The following is a 20,028-nucleotide window of genomic DNA, read 5'->3' on the forward strand; positions in this document are numbered from 1 at the left end:
ACAAGCGGGATTCAGCTGTGCGAGGGATGCCTCGACCCGTGCCTCGGCGCGCGCAAGGGCGTAGCTCCGCGCGGATCCACGCACCCGTCGGCCGGGACGCTCGTGGATCTTGTGGCTCCGCTTCGAACTTTACGTCAACTTGGCAGAGAAGGCTCTCCCGGAAGGGTGATGAGAATCCGGCAGCCCCGCTCGGATTCGGCCACCCCGATCCGGCCGCCGTGCAGATCGACGGCCCAGCGGGCGATCGCAAGCCCGAGCCCCGTGCCGCCGTCGCTGCCCGGACCGTGCGGACGGCTGACGGCGCCCCGGTTGAACCGCTCGAAGACCTTGCGCCACTCCGAGCGCGGAATGCCGGGTCCCTCGTCCAGGACCTCCAGTTCCAGCGAGTCGGGCTGCGTCCCGCGCCGCGCCTTCACGGTGACGCGGCCGTGCGGCGGGCTGTGCTTGACCGCGTTGTCGATGAGGTTCGCGACGACCTGGTGGATGCGCTCCGGGTCGGCGAGCGCGGTCAGCTCCGGCGGCGAGACGTCGAGGTGCAGATGGACGTCGGTACGGGTGTGGCTGCCCGAGCCGGAGGCGATGGCGGCACGCGCCGAGGCGACCATGTTGGCCTCCTTCAGCACGCCCGACAGATACGGCCACACCTCGAAACGCCGCTTGCGCAGCGGGACGACCCCGTGGTCCAGCCGGGACAGGTCCAGCAGCGTCTCCACCAGCCGGCCGAGCCGCTCCGTCTGCTTGAGCGCCGTGCGCATGGTCTCGGTGTCCGGCTCCGCGATGCCGTCCACGACGTTCTCCAGCACCGCCCGCAGGCCCGCGATGGGGGTGCGCAGCTCGTGCGAGACGTTCGCCACCAGCTCCTTGCGCTGACGGTCCTGGGCCTCCAACTCGTCCGCCATGACATTGATCGTCTGGGCCAGGTCGCCCAGTTCGTCGCGGCGGTTCTCGCGCACCCGGCGCGTGTAGTCGCCGTGCGAGATGGAGCGCGCCACCGCGTTCATCTCGTCCAGCGGCGAGGTGAGCGACAGCGCCACGAACTGTGTGATCAGCAGGGTGGCGATCATCGAGAAGACCGTGATGAAGCGCAGCTCCGTCTTCGTGTGCACCGCGATCATCGACAGACCTGTCGTGATCAGCACCGAGATGACGACCAGCGCGCCCAGCTTGGTCTTGATCGAGAACGGGCGTACGCCGCCCCAGGGTTCCCCGGGGCTCCTCCGTGCGGCCGACCGCCCCTCGCTCATGGCGTCGGTGTCTCCAGCGCGTAGCCCACCCCGTGCACGGTGCGGATCCGCTCGGCGCCGATCTTCCGGCGCAACGCCTTGATGTGGCTGTCGACGGTCCGGGTGCCGGAGGCGTCCGCCCAGTCCCACACCTCCGCGAGCAGCTGCTCACGGGAGAGCACCGCGCGCGGGGTGTTCGCCAGGCAGACCAGCAGATCGAACTCGGTCGGCGTGAGGTGCACGTCCTCGCTGCGTACCCGTACCCGGCGCTGCGCGTGGTCGATCTCCAGCTCACCGAGGCGCAGGATGCCCGAGCGGGGGGTCGCCGCGGCCAGCGCGGCCCGCTCCACCCGGCGCAGCAGCACATGCACCCGCGCGGCCAGCTCCCGCATGGAGAACGGCTTGGTCATGTAGTCGTCCGCCCCGACCCCGAGCCCGACCAGCATGTCGGTCTCGTCGTCCCGCGCGGTCAGCATCAGCACCGGTACCGGGCGCTGGGCCTGCACCCGGCGGCAGACCTCCAGACCGTCGAAGCCGGGCAGCATGATGTCGAGGATCAGCAGATCGGGCTGCCATGCCTCGGCGGTGTCGACGGCTGCCGGACCGTCGCCCGCGGTCTGCACGAGGAAACCCTCGGCGCGCAGCCGGGCCGCGATGGCGTCGACGATCGTCTGGTCGTCCTCGACGACCAGGACCCGGCGCTGCGCGCCCGGGCTGGCCGCCGACGTGCCGTTGTGGGAGGTGTGTGTCTGCTCCATCGCCCGCCCCTGAAGTGTGCTTTCCGGAATCCGTGGGGTGATCCCATGACTGCGATTGACGCTTGAATGATCCGCGTCAGGGAAGCACACTACGGCGACAGACCGTGCCGTCGCTATCCAGGTCGTACGGCGAGGTGCACGACGTCCGGAACGCCCCGGGCAACGGGGATCTCTTCGGTACGCACCTGCTGGAACCCGGCATTCCCCAAGGTTCCTTCAAATTCCGGAGAGGGCTGCGCCGACCACACGGCGAGCACCCCGCCGGGCCTCAACACCCTTGCGCAGTCCGCCAGTCCGGCCGGTGCGTAGAGGCCGCCGTTGCCCTCGGTGACCGTCCAGCCGGGCCCGTTGTCGATGTCCAGGCACAGCGCGTCGAACGTGGTGGACGTCTCATGGACGTACGCCACCAGGTCCGTCTCCACGATGTGGGTGCGCGGGTCGGCCAGGGCCGCGGCGGACACCTCGGCGAGCGGCCCACCGCGATGCCAGTCGACGACCGCGGGTTCCCGTTCGACGACCGTGATCCGTCCCCAGCGGGGGTTCGCCGCGGCGTGTGCGAGCGAGAACCCGACTCCCAGACCGCCGATCAGCACCTCCGGCGCCGGGCGGTCGTCCAGGGCGCCGAGCGCGGCGTCCACCAGCAGCCGCTCCGAGCGCCCGTCGGAGGTGTCCATCAGGAAGCAGCCGTTGGCGATGATCTGGAGCAGCGCGCCGTGCCGGCGCAGCACCACCTCGCCGTAGGGGCCCTCGCGGCGGTCCAGGACTTCGGGAATGGCGTACGCGGCGGTCATGGCCCCATCCTGCCCGACACCCCGGGCCGGTCCTGCGGTCCGGCCCCGGTCGGCGGGAGCGGCGGCGCGTCACCCGGACGAGCGGCGCGCCGCGGCCGTGCTCCCCGTACGGCCGAGCCGGTTCCCCGGAGCATCCGGTGAATCCGGTTACGCGTGGCGTCGGTCATAGACAGCGGCCCCCGTGGCGCGAAGGGTGGGGCCGAGTGGAAGGAGCGCCTGACGGTGGAACAGACCGCGGCGGCCGCGACCACGGCCCCGCCCACACGCCTCACGGACGCCCCCGAGCCGGTCGGGAACCGGACGGCCGAGCTGCTGGACGGGATGCCGCGTCAGCGGGGCCCCGTGCCGTCGGCGGCACCGTCTGTCACCCGGACGCCCTGCGCCCCGCGGCCCTGGCGGCTGCTGCCCACGCCCACCGGTACGCCGTTCACCTTCGCCTACGCGGCCCTGCTCGCCGTGACCTCGCTGGTCGCCTCGTTCGCCGACCCGTCCCTCGTGCACGCCCTCCAGCAGGGATCGAGCACGGACGTGGCCCACCTGGTGGGCGCGCCCGGCGCGGTGCTGGTGGCGAGCGCGCTGTGGATCGCCGGCGGGGTCGCCTCGCCGTACGTGCTCGGCTTCCTGCTGGTCCTCACCGCGCTGGAGCGGCGCGTCGGCGCCCTGCGCGCGGCCGGCATCTTCCTGCTCGGGCATGTGCCGGCCACGCTGGCGACCGAGGTGCCCGTGGGGCTCGCCGTGCTCGCCGGGCATCTGCCGGTCACCTCGCTGCACCGCCTCGACTACGGCATCAGCTTCGGCGTGGCCGCCGTCACCGGCGCGCTGGCCGGACTCGTCGCGCCCTGGCTGCGCTGGATGCTGCTGGCCCTGTGCGGTGGGATGGTCGCCGCGGACCTGATCGAGTTCGCCGACCCGATGACGGACTGGGGTCATCTCATCGCGCTGGCCGTCGGTGTGGCGACCTGGCCCCTGGTACGCCGCTGGGACTGAGCGCTGCCGCTTGGGCTGGGCGGTCGTCGCCGTTGGTGGCGGGGGTTGGTGGTCGGGTGCGAGTGCGTGGTGGCTGCTCGCCCAGTTCCCGGCGCCCCTTTGGGGCGCCGGCTGGTGATCGCTCAGAGCGAACGCGGGGTGGGGAACATTCCGGGGCTCAGGTGCATTGAGTCGGCATAGCTCAACTTGACTGCCGAAGGGGAGATCATGGCTGCTGAGTCCGCGGCGTTCACAACGCTCACCCTGCCCGTGCTGCCGCTCGACGACGAGGTCGTGCTGCCCGGGATGGTGGTACCGCTGGACCTCAATGACACCGACGTACGTGCCGCGGTGGAGGCCGCCCAGGCCGCCGCGCGCGCGGAACCGGGCAAGCCCAGGGTCCTGCTGGTCCCACGCATCGACGGGACGTACGCGAGCACCGGTGTGCTCGGCACCGTCGAGCAGGTGGGCCGGCTGGCCGACGGCGACCCCGGCGCGCTGATCCGCGGCCGGAGCCGGGTGAGGATCGGCGCCGGGACCACCGGGCCGGGCGCGGCGCTGTGGGTCGAGGGGACCCGCATCGACGAGCAGGTGCCGGAGCCGCTGCCGGGCCACGTCGCCGAACTCGTCAAGGAATACAAGGCCCTCGCCACCGCCTGGCTGCGCAAGCGCGGCGCATGGCAGGTCGTCGACCGCGTGCAGGCCATCGAGGACGTCTCCGCGCTCGCCGACAACTCCGGCTACTCGCCGTTCCTGACCACCGAACAGAAGATCGAACTGCTGGAGACCGGCGACCCGGTGGCCCGGCTCAGGCTGGCCAGCCAGCAGCTGCGCGACCACCTCGCCGAGCAGGACGTGGCCGAGACCATCGCCAAGGACGTCCAGGAGGGCGTCGACAAGCAGCAGCGCGAGTTCCTGCTCCGCCGCCAGCTGGAGGCCGTCCGCAAGGAACTGCGGGAGCTGAACGGCGATCAGGACAGCGAGGAGTCCGACGACTACCGCGCCCGCGTCGAGGCCGCCGACCTGCCGGAGAAGGTCCGCGAGGCCGCGCTCAAGGAGGTCGACAAGCTGGAGCGGTCCAGCGACCAGTCCCCGGAGGGCTCCTGGATCCGCACCTGGCTCGACACCGTCCTCGAACTGCCGTGGAACGAGCGAACCGATGACAAGGCCTCCGCCTATGACATCCAGGGCGCCAAGGCGATCCTGGACGCCGAGCACGCGGGCCTGGAGGACGTGAAGGAGCGCATCACCGAGTACCTGGCGGTGCGCAAGCGCCGCACCGACCGGGGCCTGGGCGTGATCGGCGGCCGGCGCGGCGGCGCCGTGCTCGCGCTCGTCGGGCCGCCCGGTGTGGGCAAGACGAGCCTGGGCGAGTCCGTGGCGCACGCGATGGGCCGCAAGTTCGTCCGCGTCGCCCTCGGCGGCGTCCGGGACGAGGCCGAGATCCGCGGCCACCGGCGCACCTACGTCGGCGCGCTGCCCGGCCGGATCGTCCGCGCGATCAAGGAGGCCGGGTCGATGAACCCGGTGGTCCTGCTGGACGAGATCGACAAGGTCGGCTCGGACTTCCGCGGCGACCCGGCGGCGGCCCTGCTTGAGGTCCTGGACCCGGCGCAGAACCACACCTTCCGCGACCACTACCTGGAGGTCGAACTCGACCTGAGCGACGTCGTCTTCCTGGCGACGGCGAACGTGCTCGAAGCCATCCCGGAGGCCTTGCTCGACCGCATGGAGCTGGTCCGCCTCGACGGCTACACCGAGGACGAGAAGGTCGTCATCGCCCGCGACCACCTGCTTCCGCGCCAGCTGGAGCGGGCGGGCCTGGACAAGGACGAGGTCACCCTCGACGAGAGCGCCCTGCGCAAGCTGGCCGGCGAGTACACCCGCGAGGCGGGCGTGCGCACCCTGGAACGGTCCATCGCCCGGCTGCTGCGCAAGGTCGCGGCCCAGCACGAACTGGGCGAGCGGAAGCTGCCGTTCACCATCACGGACGCCGATCTGCGGGCCCTGATCGGCCGGCCGCACCACGTGCCCGAGTCCGCCCAGGACCCGGCGGAGCGCCGTACGGCCGTGCCGGGCGTGGCCACCGGCCTCGCGGTCACCGGGGCGGGCGGCGACGTCCTGTTCGTCGAGGCGTCCCTCGCGGACCCGGAGACCGGCGCGGCGGGCCTGACCCTGACCGGGCAGCTGGGCGACGTGATGAAGGAGTCGGCGCAGATCGCGCTGAGCTTCCTGCGCAGTCACGGCGCCGAGCTGGAACTGCCGGTCGCCGACCTGAAGGACCGGGGCGTGCACATCCACTTCCCGGCGGGCGCGGTGCCCAAGGACGGTCCGAGCGCCGGCGTCACCATGACGACGGCCCTGGCCTCGCTGCTGTCCGGCCGGCTGGTGCGCACGGACGTGGCGATGACCGGCGAGGTCTCGCTCACCGGCCGGGTGCTGCCCATCGGCGGTGTGAAGCAGAAGCTGCTCGCCGCACACCGGGCCGGGGTGACGACCGTCGTCATCCCGAAGCGCAACGAGCCCGACCTGGACGACGTCCCCGCCGAGGTGCTGGACAAGCTCGACGTCCACGCCGTCACGGATGTCCGCCAGGTCCTGGAGCTGGCCCTCGCGCCGGCCGTGAACGGCGCGCAGCCCGAGGTTCCGGTGGCGGCGTGACGGACGCCACCGGATGAAGGAAGGCCCGGGGCCCCTGCCGGGGACCCGGGCCTTCACCTGCCTGGGGAGGGTCAGCCGTTCGCGAGTGCCTGCACCCGGTCCAGCGCCCCGTTGAACTTGTCGTGGTCCCCGACCTGCGGCCCGCTCTCGGTGTACTGCCACATCGTGTAGGAGCCCCAGCCGGCCGGGAGGGTGCCCACGCTGGAGGCGTAGCGGGCGATCCACAGCGGGTTGGCGGACCCGAAGCCGCTGTAGTTGCCGGTGCACTGGGTCCACCAGCTGGTGGACGTGTAGATGACGGCGTCGCGGCCCGTGCGGGCCTTGTACGTGTTCAGGAAGTCGGCGATCCAGCTGACCATCGCGCTGGCCGACTTGTCGTAGCAGTCGGCGCCGTACGGGTTCCACTCGATGTCGAGGACGCCCGGGAGGGTCTTGCCGTCCCGGGACCAGCCGCCGCCGTGGTCGACGAAGTAGTTGGCCTGGGCGGCACCGCTCGTGGTGTTCGGGGTCGCGAAGTGGTACGCGCCGCGGATCATGCCGACGTTGTAGGAGCCGTTGTACTGCTGGCCGAAGTAGGGGTTCGTGTAGTACGTGCCCTCCGTCGCCTTCGCGTACGCCCACTTGACCCCGCTGTTCCACAGGGTCGACCAGTCGACGTTGCCCTGGTAGCTGGCGACGTCGACGCCCTCGGTCTGGGTGGCGTCAGCGGTGCGGGGCATGCCGTGCCGGCCCTCGTGCGCCAGGACGCCCATGCCCATGTGGGCGGAGCCGGGGGCGGGCGTGGTGGCCGCCTGGGCGCTGGTGAGGGGGAGGGTGAGGGACAGGGCCGCGAGCAGCGTCACGAACAGGGCCGTGAGTCTGCGGCGGGTGGTACCGGGTCTGTTCAGGGGCATGGCGTGCCTCCGAGGAGTTGTGGGGGGACCACGAATGGCCTACTGGCGTGGACATGCCAGCGACATGTCTGGCAGGAAGCTACGCACGTAGACCGCGCCATGGGAAGGGGCCCCGGAGGCTGCCGTTGGTCTACGCCTGCGAAATACTTATGGAGCTGCGGCGATGGCGGCACGTGGCGGAAACTTTCAGAACCGCGAAACCGATCAGGGGTGCTGACGTGCACGAGGACGCGAACGGCGACGGACGGCCCGTCGCCGGCCGGCTGTCGGCGAGTGGTGCAGACCAGGAATTCCTGGCGCTGGAACGCGAGTTGACGATGCTGCTGCGGCGTGCTCGGGCCAACCAGGGCGAGATGGCCCGCGAGGTCCACCCCGACCTGGAGCCCGCCGCGTACGGCCTGCTCGTCCTGCTGGAGGAACACGGCCGGCAGCGTGCCACCGACCTCGCCGGCTACATCGGCGTCGGCAAGGCCACCATGTCCCGCCAGCTGCGCGCCCTTGAGCAGCTGGGACTGGTCGGCCGCGAGCCCGACCCCGCGGACGGCCGCGCCTGGCTGGTGAAGCTGACCGAGGAGGGCCGCGGCCGGGTCGTCCGGGTGCGCGAGGCCCGCCGCGCCCGCTACGTCCGGCAGCTCGCCCACTGGGACCGGAGCGAGGTCGCGGAACTGGCACGCCTGCTCCACCAGTTGAACGGGGTCATGGAGAAGTAGGCCATCGAGGGGCAGGAGAGGCAGGTCGTAGAGAGGCAGGTCCTGGAGAGGTGGGCCCTGGAGGGACGGGTCATGGAGAGGTGGGTCCTGGCGGCGTAGGCCGTGGAGGGGGAGCGGACGTGGCTCGGTCATGCGGAGTGGGGCCCGGATCTCAGGACGGCCGCGGTCATCGCAGTTCCGCGTAGACCACCGTCGCGTCGTCGTGCGTCTTGCTGCGCCCCAGATGCCTGCGTTCCTCGCGGTCGGCCGCCTCCAGGGCCCGTACCCGGTCGACCAGGGCCCGTGCGCCCTCCTTCCGCAGCAGAGTGAAGCAGTCCGCCCAGTCGCCCTCGTGGAACTTCTCCACCCAGCGTGTCGCCCCGTCCGTCAGTGCGGCCAGGGCGCGGACCCGGTGGCGGGGCACGCTCCCCGTCACCGCGCGGGCGGCGACCGACGGGTCCGCCGCGGCCGTGAAGAAGCCACCCTCCTTGTTGCGGACCGTCGCGTCCGCCACCGCGTCCGTGGCCAGCGCGGCGCGGGGCAGCCGGGCCAGCCGGTCGTCCTGGACCGGGGTGACCGCGCCGGCGGGGGACTCCAGCAGCAGGATGGAGTCGGACAGGACCAGGTACTCCAGCAGGTCGGCCGACCAGCGGACCAGGACGACGGTCGCCTGGGGCGTGCGCGGGTGAGAAAGGTCACAGGTGAACGCGTGCGCCTCGGCCGTACGGAGAATCGCTTGGGAGAGAATCTCCTGCAGCGTCAGATCTCGGTCGGAAACGGTCAGTTCGGTCAGTGCGCCGCCGAGTCGCGCGGTGAACCACGGGACGGAATGCAGACATCCCGTCCCGTCCTTCGGCGGGGTCACCCCGTCCAGGACGATCACGCAACCGCCCTGTCCGCAGGCCGGTAGTCCGACACCGGCGAAGTCCTCGTCGGGGCGGTCGGGGTCGCCGGGCTCGGAAACGACTTCAGTACGCATCCAGCCAGTCTGCACGAGCCCTTCACAAGGCCTGTCAAAGGCCCGCCACGGCTGCCGCATTGAGGCAGCAACGCAGGTCAGCCGCCTGGTTTGCGCAGGAATGACACACTCCGGGAACGCGTGGCGGCGAATACTGCCAAAGCCTGCCGCCCGCGTCCAACCGGCCCGCCCGAAACCACTCCCGCGCTTGCCGGAGGAACTTGCCCGCCAACTCCCCTCCGAGGTTCACTCCTTCGGGTGGCGGGCCAGGTGATGCATGACCGCCGACCACCGGCACTGGGAGGGTCGGAACGGACCGTACCGGGTGTACACACCACCTTGGCATCGACGACGAGCATCGACACGGCGGGGTGCCACCCGGACCCATGGGCAGACGAGTTCAGGAATGCGAGCACCGGTGCAGATGAAGCGGCCTCGGCGCAAAGGCAGGCAGACGACCCCCGAAGGGAGCGCCGGGCGCACACCCGTCGGCACCGGCCGCCCCACCCACGTACGCAACCGGCTGATCGTCGCCGTGGCCGTGGTGGCCGCGGCCGTCGCCGGGGCCGGCGCCCCGTCCCTGCTCACCGCCTCCGGACAGCTGAGCGACACCCAGGAACTGGTGACCCTCGCCGGACGCACCGAGAGCGCGCTGACCCTCGCGCACGCGCTCGCCGACGAACGCGACGAGGTCACCTCCTACATCGCCGCGGGCCGGCCCAAGTCCAAGGCGCCCTCCGAAGACCGCGGCGCCCGCGTCGACCAGCAGGTCGAGGACCTGCGCACCGACCCCGACACGCCCGCCGGGCTGCGCGCGGACCTCGACACCGTCGCCTCCGTACGCCGGGCCGCGCTCACCGGCAAGAGCACCGCGCTGGAAGCCCACCAGGCCTACACCGCCACCATCACCGACCTGCACCGGCTGGCCGGGGAACTGGCGGAACGGATGCCCGAGCGGGCGGGCTCCGGCACCTACGCACTCGCCGAGCTGGACCTTGCCGTCCAGCAGTCCGCCGCCGCCCGCGGGCTGCTCCTCGCGGCCCTGAACGTGCCGAGCACCACCCAGACGGTGATCGACCCCATCACCGGACTGCCCACGACGACCGCGGTCACCTCCGAGGCCGACAAGAAGCAGCGCGACGCCCTCACCGCCGCCGCGCAGCAGGCCCGCCTGCGTGCCGACGCCGCCCTCGCCGACTTCCGCGACGGCGCGCCCAAGCCGGCCGTCACGACATACGACTCCACGGTCACCGGCCCCGAGGTCAACTCCGCCGACAAGTACCTCGCCGCCCTCACCGACCAGCCGACGCTCTCCGATGGTGAACTGGCCACCGGCACCAAGAAGCTGGACGCCGCGCTGTCCGCGCGGGTCGATCTGATGCGGGGCGTGGAGTCCTCGCTCTACGACCGCCGCACCAAAGACCTGGAACTGCTGCGCGACGACGATGTCACCGCGCTGGAGATCCGCATCGCCGCCCTCGGTGCCCTGCTGCTGATCGCCGTCGGCGTCGCCACCGCGCTGGCCCGCACCCTCACCCGCCCGCTCTCGGTGCTGCGCCGCGGCTCCGCACGGCTGGCCGAGGCCGAGAACCCGTCGGCCGAGGAACCCATCGCCTTCACCGGCCGCAACGACGAGTTCGCCCAGGCCGTCCGCTCCGTCAACGCCCTGCACGCGCGCGCCGCCGCCCTGCACGAGCGCATCGCCACCCTGGAGGCCGACCGCAAGCACCTGGTCGGCCAGCGCCAGAAGATGGCCGACATCCGCGAGGAACTGCGGGCCGAACTCGCGGCCTCGCAGGAACACCTGGAGCAGTTGCGGGGCGGCATCGGCGGCACGTTCGTGAACCTGGCGCTGCGCACGCTCGGCCTGGTCGAGCGGCAGCTGGCCGTCATCGAGGGCCTGGAGGAACGCGAGCAGGACCCCGACCGGCTGGCCACGCTGTTCAAGCTCGACCACTTCGCCACGGTCATGCGCCGGCACAGCGAGAACCTGCTGGTCCTCGCCGGGACCGAACACGTCCAGAACCACCACGGCCCGGTGCCGCTGGTCGACGTGGTACGGGCCGCGGTCAGCGAGATCGAACGCTACGAGCGGGTCCGCATCGCCGCGCTGCCGCCGCACGCCCACGTGGCCGGCTTCGCGGCCGACGACGTCTCTCATCTGCTGGCCGAGCTGATGGAGAACGCCACCTCGTTCTCCCCGCCCGACCTGCCCGTCGAGATCTCCGGCTGGCTGCTGGAGAGCGGCGAGGTGATGCTCTCGGTGCAGGACGAGGGCATCGGCATGGCCGCCGAGCGCCTGGACCGGCTCAACGCCCGCCTCGCCGACTTCGACCCGGACGCGGCGTACGGCCAGGAGAGCGAGGACGGCCTCGGGCTCGGCCTGTACGTCGTGGCCCGCCTCGCGCACCGGCACGGCGTCCGGGTGCAGTTGCGCGAGCAGAAGCAGGGCGGTGTGGCCGCGGTCGTGGTCCTCACCCAGGATCTGCTGACGAACGCCCCGGCGAAGGCCGTCCCGTCCCCGGCGACCGTGGCCGGCGGTGCCCGGCCCGTCTCCCTGCCCGGCGCGGACGCCGAGGCCAACTCCAATGTGCTGCACGGCCGGACGGCCGACACCGACCCGCTGGTCGCGCTCGCCGAGCAGACCGTACGGGAGGCGGCCGTCACGGACGGCCCCCCGCCCCCCAGCCCCCGGACCGGCCACCCGGAGCCCGAGAGCACCCCGTCCGAACACGCCCAGGCACCGGAGCACCCGGCAGGCCAGACGGAGGCACCGGCGGACCGCCACGGCCCGTCCGAGCACGCCGCGGCCCCGGGATACCGGCCAGAACAGACAAACGCCCCGACCCCCGAAAGCGGCCCCGACGAACACGCCGCGGCCCCGGGGCACTCGGCCGGGCAGCCGGGGGACGTGGATGCGTCGGTGTACGGGGGTGCTCCCGGCGGACACGCTGAGGCGGGGCACGGGGACGCGTCCGTGTACGGGGGTGGTCCGGGCGGGCATGCTGCGGTCCCGGGGCACCCGGCCGGGCAGCCGGGGGACGTGGATGCGTCGGTGTACGGGGGTGCTCCCGCCGGGCACGCTGAGGCGGGGCACGGGGATGCCACGGTGGGCGGGAGTGGGGTCGGCGGGCATGCTGTGGTGCCTGAGCGTCCGGTGGAGTATGCGGGTGGTCCGGTGGGGCATGGTGCCGTGCCGGGGGCCGGCGGGGCCTCGGAAAGGCTCGCTGAGACGACCATGGAGTTGCTGGCGCCGAACCCGGCGGCCGTCGACGCCGCGGCGGCCCGGCAGGGCGCACCCGCCACGGAGGCCGGGACCCATGGGTTCCCCGCCCCCGGAACCCAAAGGTCCGGCGACGACGCCCAGGCGCCGGCCACCGCCGCCGAGGAGGACACCGCCGGTGCCGCGTCCGGCGGCGACGAGGCGGCCCACGAGCGTACGCCCGACCTGCTCACCGCCAAGGGCCTGCCCAAACGCACCCCGAAGATCACCGCAACCGCCCCGGCCCCCCGCAGGCAGTCCGGGTCCGTGGACGCCGACGCCCTGCGCCGCAGGCTCGGCGGATTCCGCCGTGGAGCGGAGGCCGGCCGCCGCGACGTCGCGACGGAGATAGCGGAACAGACAGGCGAGACCAGCACACCCGCGGCCCAGGCCGCGCAGCGCACCGCCGGAGAAGCCACGGGGGGCACCGTCGAGGAGGCAAGCAGTTGACCGCGCCCAGTACCTTCGGACTGAGCAGTGAGGCCCGCAACCTGCACTGGCTGCTGACGAACCTGGTCGAGGAGGTGCCCGGCATCCAGTCGGTCGCGGTGGTCTCCTCCGACGGCCTGCTGCTCCTGTCCTCCGACCCCGCCCGCGCCGCCGCGGCCCGCGAGGCCGGCGAGACGCCGCGCACCGGCCCCCGCGGCTCCGCCGCCGACCTGGCCACCATCGTTTCCGGTATCGGCAGCCTCACCCTCGGTGCCGCCAAGCTGATGGACTCCGGCGCGGTCAAGCACACGATGGTCGCGATGGACGAGGGGAGCCTCTTCGTGATGTCGATCAGCGACGGCTCGCTGCTCGGAGTGCACGGCTCCGCGGACTGCGACATGAGCGTCGTGGCGTACCACATGGCGCTGTTCGTGGGCCGGGCCGGCCATGTGCTGACCCCGGAACTCCGCAGCGAGCTGCGAAAATCCCTGGAGTCCGAGTCGACGGGGAGTCCCCGATGAGCAGCGCTCCGAAGAAACTCCCGGTCCGCGGCGGCGATCGCAAGCCCGCCCGGGTCCGCCCCTACTCGCTCACCGGCGGCCGCACCCGCTTCGGTCATGTCCTCCTTGTGGAGACGTTCGTGGCCAGCACGGAGGCCCTGGAATCCCCGGAGGAGCGCAAGGAACTGACGAACGGTAACCTCACCTCGCGGGTCATGCCGGAGATGCGGGCCATCGTCGAACTGTGCCGCCGCATGCGTACGGTGGCCGAGATCGCCGCGCTGCTGCACATGCCGCTCGGCGTGGTCCGGGTGCTCCTGAGCGACCTCGCGGACCAAGGAAAGATCCGTGTGTACGGAACCGGAACCGGTCACGGTGTCGGCCGGCCGGACCGCGCTCTGCTGGAAAGGGTGCTGAGTGGACTCCGCCGTCTCTGACGCCGTCGGCGTCGCCCCCCTCGTCGTCGAGCCCGACGAGGAGCTGAAGTCCTGGCAGACGGACCGCACCCGGGCGCCCGCGGCCACGAAGATCGTCGTGGCGGGCGGCTTCGGCGTCGGCAAGACCACGCTGGTCACCGCCGTCTCGGAGATCACGCCGTTGCAGACCGAGGCGCTGATGACCGAGGCGAGCGAGGCCACCGACGACCTCACCGCCACGCCCGGCAAGCTGACCACCACCGTGGCCATGGACTTCGGCCGGCTCACGCTCGACGACGACCTGGTGCTCTACCTGTTCGGCACGCCGGGTCAGCAGCGGTTCTGGTTCATGTGGGACGACCTGGTGCGGGGTGCCATCGGTGCCGTCGTCCTCGCCGACACCCGCCGGCTCAAGGACTGCTTCCCGGCGCTCGACTACTTCGAGAGCTGCGGGGTGCCGTACGTCGTCGCCGTCAACCACTTCGACGGCAGCGAGCTGTTCGACCCGCAGGACGTCCGGGACGCGCTCACCGTCCCCGCGCGCGTACCTGTCATGATCATGGATGCGCGGCGCCGGATATCGGTGATCGAGACCCTCCTCGCCCTCGTCGCCCACGCGCTTGAGGAAACCCCCGAGTAGGCCGTAGGCCCACCGTCGCCCTCCAGGAGGCACCACCCGCATGCGGAAGATACTCGTCGTCGGAGCCGGCCAGTCCGGTCTCCAGCTCGCCCTCGGACTCCAGTCCCACGGCTACGAGGTCACCCTGATGTCGAACCGGACCGCGGACGAGATCCGTTCCGGCCGGGTCATGTCGACGCAGTGCATGTTCCACACGGCGTTGCAGCACGAGCGCGATCTCCAGCTGAACTTCTGGGAGTCCCAGGCCCCGAAGATCCAAGGACTCGGCGTCTCGGTCGCGGCCCCCGGCTCCTTCGACCCCGGCCCCGCGCAGCGGGCCATCGACTGGGTTGGCAAGCTGGACGGGTACGCGCAGTCCGTCGACCAGCGGGTGAAGATGGCCGGCTGGATGGAGACGTTCGCGCAGCGCGGCGGCCAACTGGTCATCCACGGCGCGGCGGTCGGCGACCTCGACTACTTCTCCCGCACCTACGACCTGGTGCTGGTCTCGGCGGGCAAGGGCGAGCTGGTGTCCATGTTCGCCCGCGATCCCGAGCGCTCGCCCTACAGCGAGCCGCAGCGCGCCCTGGCGGTGGCCTACGTCCACGGCCTCGGACCGCGCCCGGAGCACCCCGAGTTCGATGCGGTGCGCTGCAACCTGGTGCCCGGCGTCGGCGAGCTGTTCGTCATGCCGACCCTGACCACCTCCGGCCGCGCGGACATCCTGTTCTGGGAGGGCATACCGGGCGGCCCGCTCGATGCCTTCGCCGGCATCAAGGACCCGGGCGAACACCTCTCCCTGACCCTGGAACTCATGGAGCGGTACACCCCCTGGGAGCACGCGCGGGCCACGAAGGCGGAACTGACCGACGCGGGCGGCGTGCTGGCGGGCCGTTACGCGCCCACCGTGCGCAACCCCGTCGGCCGGCTCCCCGGCGGCGGTCGGGTCCTCGGCGTGGCGGACGTGGTCGTCGCCAACGACCCGATCACCGGCCAGGGTTCCAACTCGGCGTCGAAGTGCGCGGCCTCCTATCTCGCGTCGATCCTCGAACACGGGGAGAAGGAGTTCGACGAGGCCTGGATGCGGGCCACGTTCGAGCGGTACTGGGAGACGGCCCGGCATGTCACCAAGTGGACCAATGCGATGCTCGCGCCGCCGCCGGAGCATGTGCTGAACCTGATCGGGGCGGCGGGGCAGTTGCAGCCGGTCGCGGACCGGTTCGCGAACGGGTTCAATGATCCGGCCGACTTCGAGAACTTCTTCTATGAGGCGGAGAAGTCGGAGGCGTACGTGGGGGCTGTGGCGGGGGCCTAATCGCCGTGGGGGGCTTTGTGCGCGGGCGGCTGCGGGTTTGTTGTGGCCGGTCGCGCAGTTCCTCGCGCCCCTGGGTGGTGGGGGGTTGGTGTGGGTGGGTTGGTGCGGGTTTGTTGTGGCTGGTCGCGCAGTTCCTCGCGCCCCTGGGTGCGTTTCCCGTGTCCGCTAGGGGGCGGGGGTTGGGTCGGGGCGTACTGCGCCCAGGATGGGGTTGGTTGCGATGGGGGAGATCTTGACTCGGTCGCCGGTGCGGGGGGCCTGGACGACCTTTCCGTCGCCGAGGTACATCGCCACGTGCGTGGCATCGGGGAAGTAGACGACGAGGTCGCCCGGGCGCAGCTCGTTCAGCGGGACATGGGCCAGCCGCGCCCACTGCTCCTGACTGGTCCGCGGGATCGGGGTGCCGGCGTGCTCCCACGCCTGTGAGGTCAGCCCCGAGCAGTCGTACGCGCCGGGCCCCTGCGCGCCCCACTGGTACGGCTTGCCGAGCTGCCGCACGGCGTAGCGCACGGCCCGGTCGCCCTGCTGCGACGGGCGCCGCGCGCTGCTGAGCGAGCCGGAGGCGACGAGCTTGCGCTGTGCGTCGTCGACGCCGTCCTGCTCGAACCGGGCGAGTTGGGCGAGCCGGTCGGCGCTGAGCGAGGCGAGCAGCTTCTCGACGTCGGCGAGCCGGGTGCGCACGTCGTCCCGCTGCCGCTGCTGCCGCTCGGCGAGCCGGAGCTGCCCGTCGAGTGCCTTACGGGCCTTGCGGACCAGGGCGTCCTGCTTCTTCTCACCGGCTCGGAGCCGGTCCACCGTCCGCGCGCGATCCCGGGCCACCTGCCCGATCACATGCCCCTCGTCGAGCGCATGCTGCGGATCGCGGGCGAGCAGCAGCCGTACGTACGGGGAGAGGGCGGTGCTGCTCTGGTACTGCTGCCGGGCGAGCCGCGCGGCGTCCCGGCGGCTGTCGTGCAGGGATCGCCGGGCGCGGGCCAGCTCCCCGCCGAGCCGTTTGACCTCGGCGCGCTGCCGGGTCAGCCGCTCCGCGGTGGCGTTGTAGGTCTCGGTGGACCGTTCGGCCTGCCGGTACAGCTTCTGAAGGTCCGTCAGCAGCTCGGCCACGGGCCGTTGCGGTGCCGGTGCGGCCACGGCGGGTGCGGGCGCGAGGGCGGCCTGGGCCGCGACCGCGGCCGTACCCACCAGGCGCAGCAACCTTTCTGACACGTTGTCACCTCCGGTGCGGGCGGGCGTTTGTCGTATCTTCGCCTCCGCGCCGCGAACATCAGGGGTACGCGCGCGACCCGCGCGCCGAACGTGCGCGGTTCGGCGCAATCGCGTCACCCGTCGGTGTCATCCGGCTTGCCGGGCGACGCGGTGTCCGCTCCGGCCGCCGGCCGGGACCAGGGCCACCGGAGCCCGGCACCGCCCTTCGCCGCCTTGCCGCCCTCGGCGTCGAACGTGTACTTCCAGCCCTGCACGAGCCCCATGCGCTTGCTGTGGGCCCGGGGCGCGCGGCGGTAGACGAGGACGGTGGGCGGCCCGCCGTGCGCGTCCGGCACCGGGATGCGGTACGTCTTCGGCGGGTGACCGGTGGGGCCCAGCAGCACCGGGAGCACGCGCCCGTCCATGGGCCCGCCCTCGAACGGGATGTCCTGACTCTTCACGGCACCAGTGTCAGCCATCCTCGGCGAGCGCGGTGACGAGCGCCGCCGTCTGCGGGTCACGGCCCGCGGTGACCGTCAGGACGGCCACGAACTGCTCGACCAGCCAGTCCCGCAGCTCGTCGAGGGGCGGCTGTTTGCCCTCGTCGAGCCAGATCAGCGAGGCCGCCTCCACGGCGGTGATCCACATCCGCACGGTCATCCGCAGCCGGGGGCCGGGGTCGGTGATGCCGAGGTGGTGGTGGATGTGCACGGCCGCGGCCCGCCGGACGCCGTCCACGATCGCGGTGGTGCGGCTGGTCTCGACGACGCTGCCGCCCTGAAGGAGCGCGCTGAATCCGGTGTCGTGCTGGTCGACGAAGGCGAGGTAGCGGTCGAGGGCGTGGGCCAGGCGGGCCAGCCGGGGACCCTCGCGGGGCTCGTCGAAGCACTGCTCCAGCTCTTCGGCGGCGGACCCGAGGGCGGCCTCGTACAGCTGCTGCTTGCCGCCGGGAAAGTAACGGTAGACCAGCGGGCGCGAGACCTTGGCCGCCTCCGCCACGTCGTCGAGGGACACGTCCTCGGGTGCGCGGTGCGCGAACAGCGACAGCGCGGCGTCGATGAGCTGACTGCGGCGCTCCTCGACGCTGAGCCGACGGTAGGCGGGGCTGGGGGCCTGCGGGGTCATGACCGGCAGCGTAACCGCTTTCGGCGGGGGCGACCGTGGGGCCCTCGCCCCCGGCCGCGGCTCAGGCCAGCAGCCCGGACGACCGCCACAGCCGGCGGCCCGCACCGCGCAGCACCCCGATGTCGTCCAGGAAGTCCGTCAGACGCCTGGCCCCCGTCTGCATCACCTCGCGGCGGTGGCCGCTGGCCTTCACCTGCGCCATCGCCTCCCGCTTGTCCAGGCCCACGTTCGCATACACCTCGGGGTTGACGAAGGCCACCGAGAACACCCGGGCGAACTCGCCCGAGGTGACCCGGGTGAACTCCTGGGACCACCTGGGGGCGGTCATCATCTGGCGGCGCAGCTCCTCGCGGGCGTAGCGCACGTGCCGGGCCTCCTCGACGACGTGGATCCGGGTCACGCCCCGGAGCAGCGGCTGGACCCGCTCGTCGGGGAAGGTGAGCCGCTGCATCCAGTCGAGGACCTCCTCGCCGAGGAGCGTCGCCGTGAAGGAGCCCGGAGTCGTGGAGATCGTCTTGAAGACCCGGCCCAGGGTCTGGTGCGCGCGGCCCACGGGGTACCAGGGCGTGTCGCTGCGGGAGATCAGACGGGCGAACATCTTGGAGTGCCGGCACTCGTCCTCGATCTCGGTCAGTGCGTAGCGCACATGGGCGCTGGTCGCCGCCTTGTCGTAGATGTGCCGGACCAGCAGCTGCATCAGGATGGTCTCGAACCAGATGCCGAGCGAGGCGAGTGCCGCGGCCTCGTGCCGGGAGAGCAGGATCCGCTGGTCCTCGCTCATCCGCTGCCACAGCGGGGTGCCGTAGAGCGACACCAGCTCCGGCGGCCAGAACCACTTGCCCTCCTCGAAGGGCGCGTCCCAGTCCAGCTCCTGGTCGGGATCGAAGGAGTGCTTGGCGGAAGAGGCGAGCAGCCGCTCGGCCACCTGCTCCCGGTCCTTGAGCGGGCCGAGCGCGTCGCGCAGCCCGTCGAGGGCGTCCGCTTCCGTCAGGGTCGTCATGGCTCTCCGTCACCTCGTTGCCCAGGGTCCAACCTCTCCGCACTTATGAGACTGCTTGTCAGCAAGCCCGTCAATCCCTCGCACACGACTTGTTGACTCGGCGTCTACATGTGAGCCTGCGAGACATGCCCACCTATGACGTGTACGCCAATGACCCGGGAGAACCCCTCTGGCAGGTGCCCGCGACCGGCGCGGCCCGGTTCAGCTGGGAGTACGAGGACGGCCGTGACCGGCTGCTCGCCCTGTACCAGAAGGGCAAGGACAAGCAGTGGGACGGCATGCGGCGCATCGACTGGGACATCGACGTCGACCCGTACGACGCGCTCGGCACCCCCGACGAGGCGATGACCCTCTACGGAACCCCCTACTGGGCGAAGATGACCGACCGCGACAAGGGCGAACTGCGGCGGCACTTCGCCTCCTGGCAGTTCAGCCAGTTCCTGCACGGGGAACAGGGCGCGATGATCTGCGCCGCGCGGATCGTGGAGTCGGTGCCCGACCTGGACGCCAAGTTCTACTCCGCGACCCAGACCATGGACGAGGCACGGCACGCCGAGATCTACGGCCGGTTCCTGCACGAGAAGATCGGGCTCGTCTACCCCATCAACGACAACCTTCAGTCGCTGCTCGGCGACACGCTGCGCGACAGCCGCTGGGACATGCCGTACCTGGGCATGCAGGTGCTGATCGAGGGGCTTGCCCTCGCCGCGTTCGGCATGATCCGCGACACCACCGAGAAGCCGCTGCCGAAGCAGATCCTGGCGTACGTCATGCAGGACGAGGCCCGGCACGTCGCCTTCGGCCGGATGGCGCTGCGGGACTACTACAAACAGCTCACCGACGCCGAACTGCGCGAGCGCGAGGACTTCGTCATCGAGGGCTGCTATCTGATGCGGGACCGGCTGCGCGGGGTGGAGGTGCTGGAGAACTTCGGCATCCCCGGGCCGCAGGCGGCGGAGCTGAGCGAGCGGTCCGAGTTCCTCCAGCTGTTCCGCAAGCTCCTGTTCAGCCGGATCGTCCCCTGTGTCAAGGACATCGGCCTGTGGGGCAGGCGCCTCCAGCAGGCCTACGTCGACATGGGCGTCCTGGAACTGGGCGACTCCGACCTCGACCGGCTCATGGCCGAGGACGAGGAGATCGCCGAGAAACTGGACGCGGAGCGCTTCGCGGCGGAGGAACGGCAACGGGTGGCGGAGGTGGAGCGGGCCATCGAGGCGGGCGCGGACGACTGACGGGAC

General features: G+C 71.8%; 18 protein-coding genes. 9 read left to right on the top strand and 9 right to left on the bottom strand.

Features of this window, described 5'->3' with window-relative positions:
• Window positions 1-134 precede the first annotated feature (134 nt).
• The 3 genes from ACFYTE_RS38145 to ACFYTE_RS38155 form a co-directional block, all read right to left on the bottom strand.
• Window positions 135-1,244, bottom strand: coding sequence for an ATP-binding protein (locus ACFYTE_RS38145; protein WP_388720886.1), 1,110 nt, complete (start codon window positions 1,242-1,244; stop codon window positions 135-137).
• The gene (locus tag ACFYTE_RS38150) at window positions 1,241-1,981 is read right to left on the bottom strand and encodes a response regulator transcription factor (protein WP_388720890.1); all 741 of its coding nucleotides are present in this window, start codon (window positions 1,979-1,981) and stop codon (window positions 1,241-1,243) included. Before ACFYTE_RS38150 ends, ACFYTE_RS38145 begins: the two co-directional genes overlap by 4 nt.
• 113 nt (window positions 1,982-2,094) lie before the next feature.
• Window positions 2,095-2,772 carry a spermidine synthase gene (locus tag ACFYTE_RS38155; protein ID WP_388720893.1) on the bottom strand — a complete coding sequence of 226 codons (678 nt, stop codon included), beginning with the start codon at window positions 2,770-2,772 and terminating at the stop codon, window positions 2,095-2,097.
• 222 nt (window positions 2,773-2,994) lie between these two features.
• On the opposite strand from ACFYTE_RS38155, the gene ACFYTE_RS38160 reads away from it, so the two are divergent.
• Window positions 2,995-3,759: a rhomboid-like protein gene (locus ACFYTE_RS38160; RefSeq protein WP_388720895.1), complete on the top strand. Its 765-nt coding sequence runs from the start codon at window positions 2,995-2,997 to the stop codon at window positions 3,757-3,759.
• Between the two features lie 207 nt (window positions 3,760-3,966).
• On the top strand, window positions 3,967-6,399 hold the full coding sequence (lon, locus tag ACFYTE_RS38165) for an endopeptidase La (protein ID WP_388720898.1): 2,433 nt from the start codon (window positions 3,967-3,969) through the stop codon (window positions 6,397-6,399).
• Window positions 6,400-6,470: 71 nt separating this feature from the next.
• On the opposite strand, the gene ACFYTE_RS38170 is transcribed toward lon, so the two are convergent.
• Window positions 6,471-7,292 carry a lysozyme gene (locus ACFYTE_RS38170; RefSeq protein ID WP_388720900.1) on the bottom strand — a complete coding sequence of 274 codons (822 nt, stop codon included), beginning with the start codon at window positions 7,290-7,292 and terminating at the stop codon, window positions 6,471-6,473.
• Window positions 7,293-7,510: 218 nt separating this feature from the next.
• Here ACFYTE_RS38170 and ACFYTE_RS38175 point away from each other — a divergent pair, with 218 nt between their 5' ends.
• The gene (locus ACFYTE_RS38175) at window positions 7,511-8,002 is read left to right on the top strand and encodes a MarR family winged helix-turn-helix transcriptional regulator (protein WP_388720903.1); all 492 of its coding nucleotides are present in this window, start codon (window positions 7,511-7,513) and stop codon (window positions 8,000-8,002) included.
• Window positions 8,003-8,168: 166 nt separating this feature from the next.
• On the opposite strand, the gene ACFYTE_RS38180 is transcribed toward ACFYTE_RS38175, so the two are convergent.
• Window positions 8,169-8,960, bottom strand: coding sequence for a hypothetical protein (locus tag ACFYTE_RS38180; RefSeq protein ID WP_388720906.1), 792 nt, complete (start codon window positions 8,958-8,960; stop codon window positions 8,169-8,171).
• Between the two features lie 385 nt (window positions 8,961-9,345).
• On the opposite strand from ACFYTE_RS38180, the gene ACFYTE_RS38185 reads away from it, so the two are divergent.
• Genes ACFYTE_RS38185 through ACFYTE_RS38205 form a run of 5 tightly spaced genes read left to right on the top strand, consistent with a single transcriptional unit; the run spans window position 9,346 to window position 15,480 of the window.
• Window positions 9,346-12,651, top strand: a complete 3,306-nt coding sequence (locus ACFYTE_RS38185; RefSeq protein WP_388720909.1) for a nitrate- and nitrite sensing domain-containing protein — start codon at window positions 9,346-9,348, stop codon at window positions 12,649-12,651.
• Window positions 12,648-13,151: a roadblock/LC7 domain-containing protein gene (locus tag ACFYTE_RS38190; protein WP_388720912.1), complete on the top strand. Its 504-nt coding sequence runs from the start codon at window positions 12,648-12,650 to the stop codon at window positions 13,149-13,151. The genes ACFYTE_RS38185 and ACFYTE_RS38190 overlap by 4 nt, the downstream gene beginning before the upstream one ends.
• A complete protein-coding gene (locus ACFYTE_RS38195) occupies window positions 13,148-13,567 on the top strand; it encodes a DUF742 domain-containing protein (RefSeq protein ID WP_388720915.1) in 420 nt (139 codons plus the stop codon). The genes ACFYTE_RS38190 and ACFYTE_RS38195 overlap by 4 nt, the downstream gene beginning before the upstream one ends.
• The gene (locus ACFYTE_RS38200) at window positions 13,548-14,186 is read left to right on the top strand and encodes an ATP/GTP-binding protein (RefSeq protein WP_388720917.1); all 639 of its coding nucleotides are present in this window, start codon (window positions 13,548-13,550) and stop codon (window positions 14,184-14,186) included. The genes ACFYTE_RS38195 and ACFYTE_RS38200 overlap by 20 nt, the downstream gene beginning before the upstream one ends.
• A 40-nt stretch (window positions 14,187-14,226) precedes the next feature.
• Window positions 14,227-15,480, top strand: a complete 1,254-nt coding sequence (locus ACFYTE_RS38205) for a styrene monooxygenase/indole monooxygenase family protein (protein WP_388720920.1) — start codon at window positions 14,227-14,229, stop codon at window positions 15,478-15,480.
• Window positions 15,481-15,645: 165 nt separating this feature from the next.
• On the opposite strand, the gene ACFYTE_RS38210 is transcribed toward ACFYTE_RS38205, so the two are convergent.
• The 4 genes from ACFYTE_RS38210 to ACFYTE_RS38225 form a co-directional block, all read right to left on the bottom strand.
• Window positions 15,646-16,686 (bottom strand): NlpC/P60 family protein, encoded by a 1,041-nt coding sequence (locus ACFYTE_RS38210; RefSeq protein WP_388720923.1) that lies wholly within the window; start codon window positions 16,684-16,686, stop codon window positions 15,646-15,648.
• A gap of 113 nt (window positions 16,687-16,799) precedes the next feature.
• Entirely contained in the window at window positions 16,800-17,126 is a 327-nt protein-coding gene (locus ACFYTE_RS38215) for a hypothetical protein (RefSeq protein ID WP_388720926.1), read from the bottom strand.
• A 10-nt stretch (window positions 17,127-17,136) separates the two neighbouring features.
• A complete protein-coding gene (locus ACFYTE_RS38220; protein ID WP_388720928.1) occupies window positions 17,137-17,790 on the bottom strand; it encodes a TetR/AcrR family transcriptional regulator in 654 nt (217 codons plus the stop codon).
• A gap of 61 nt (window positions 17,791-17,851) precedes the next feature.
• Complete coding sequence (locus ACFYTE_RS38225) at window positions 17,852-18,790, bottom strand: diiron oxygenase (RefSeq protein ID WP_388720931.1); 939 nt, start codon at window positions 18,788-18,790, stop codon at window positions 17,852-17,854.
• Between the two features lie 125 nt (window positions 18,791-18,915).
• Here ACFYTE_RS38225 and ACFYTE_RS38230 point away from each other — a divergent pair, with 125 nt between their 5' ends.
• Window positions 18,916-20,022 carry a ferritin-like domain-containing protein gene (locus tag ACFYTE_RS38230; protein ID WP_388720934.1) on the top strand — a complete coding sequence of 369 codons (1,107 nt, stop codon included), beginning with the start codon at window positions 18,916-18,918 and terminating at the stop codon, window positions 20,020-20,022.
• Window positions 20,023-20,028: the final 6 nt, after the last annotated feature.

The sequence above is a fragment of the Streptomyces sp. NPDC004629 genome, assembly GCF_042873595.1.
Classification (GTDB): domain Bacteria; phylum Actinomycetota; class Actinomycetes; order Streptomycetales; family Streptomycetaceae; genus Streptomyces.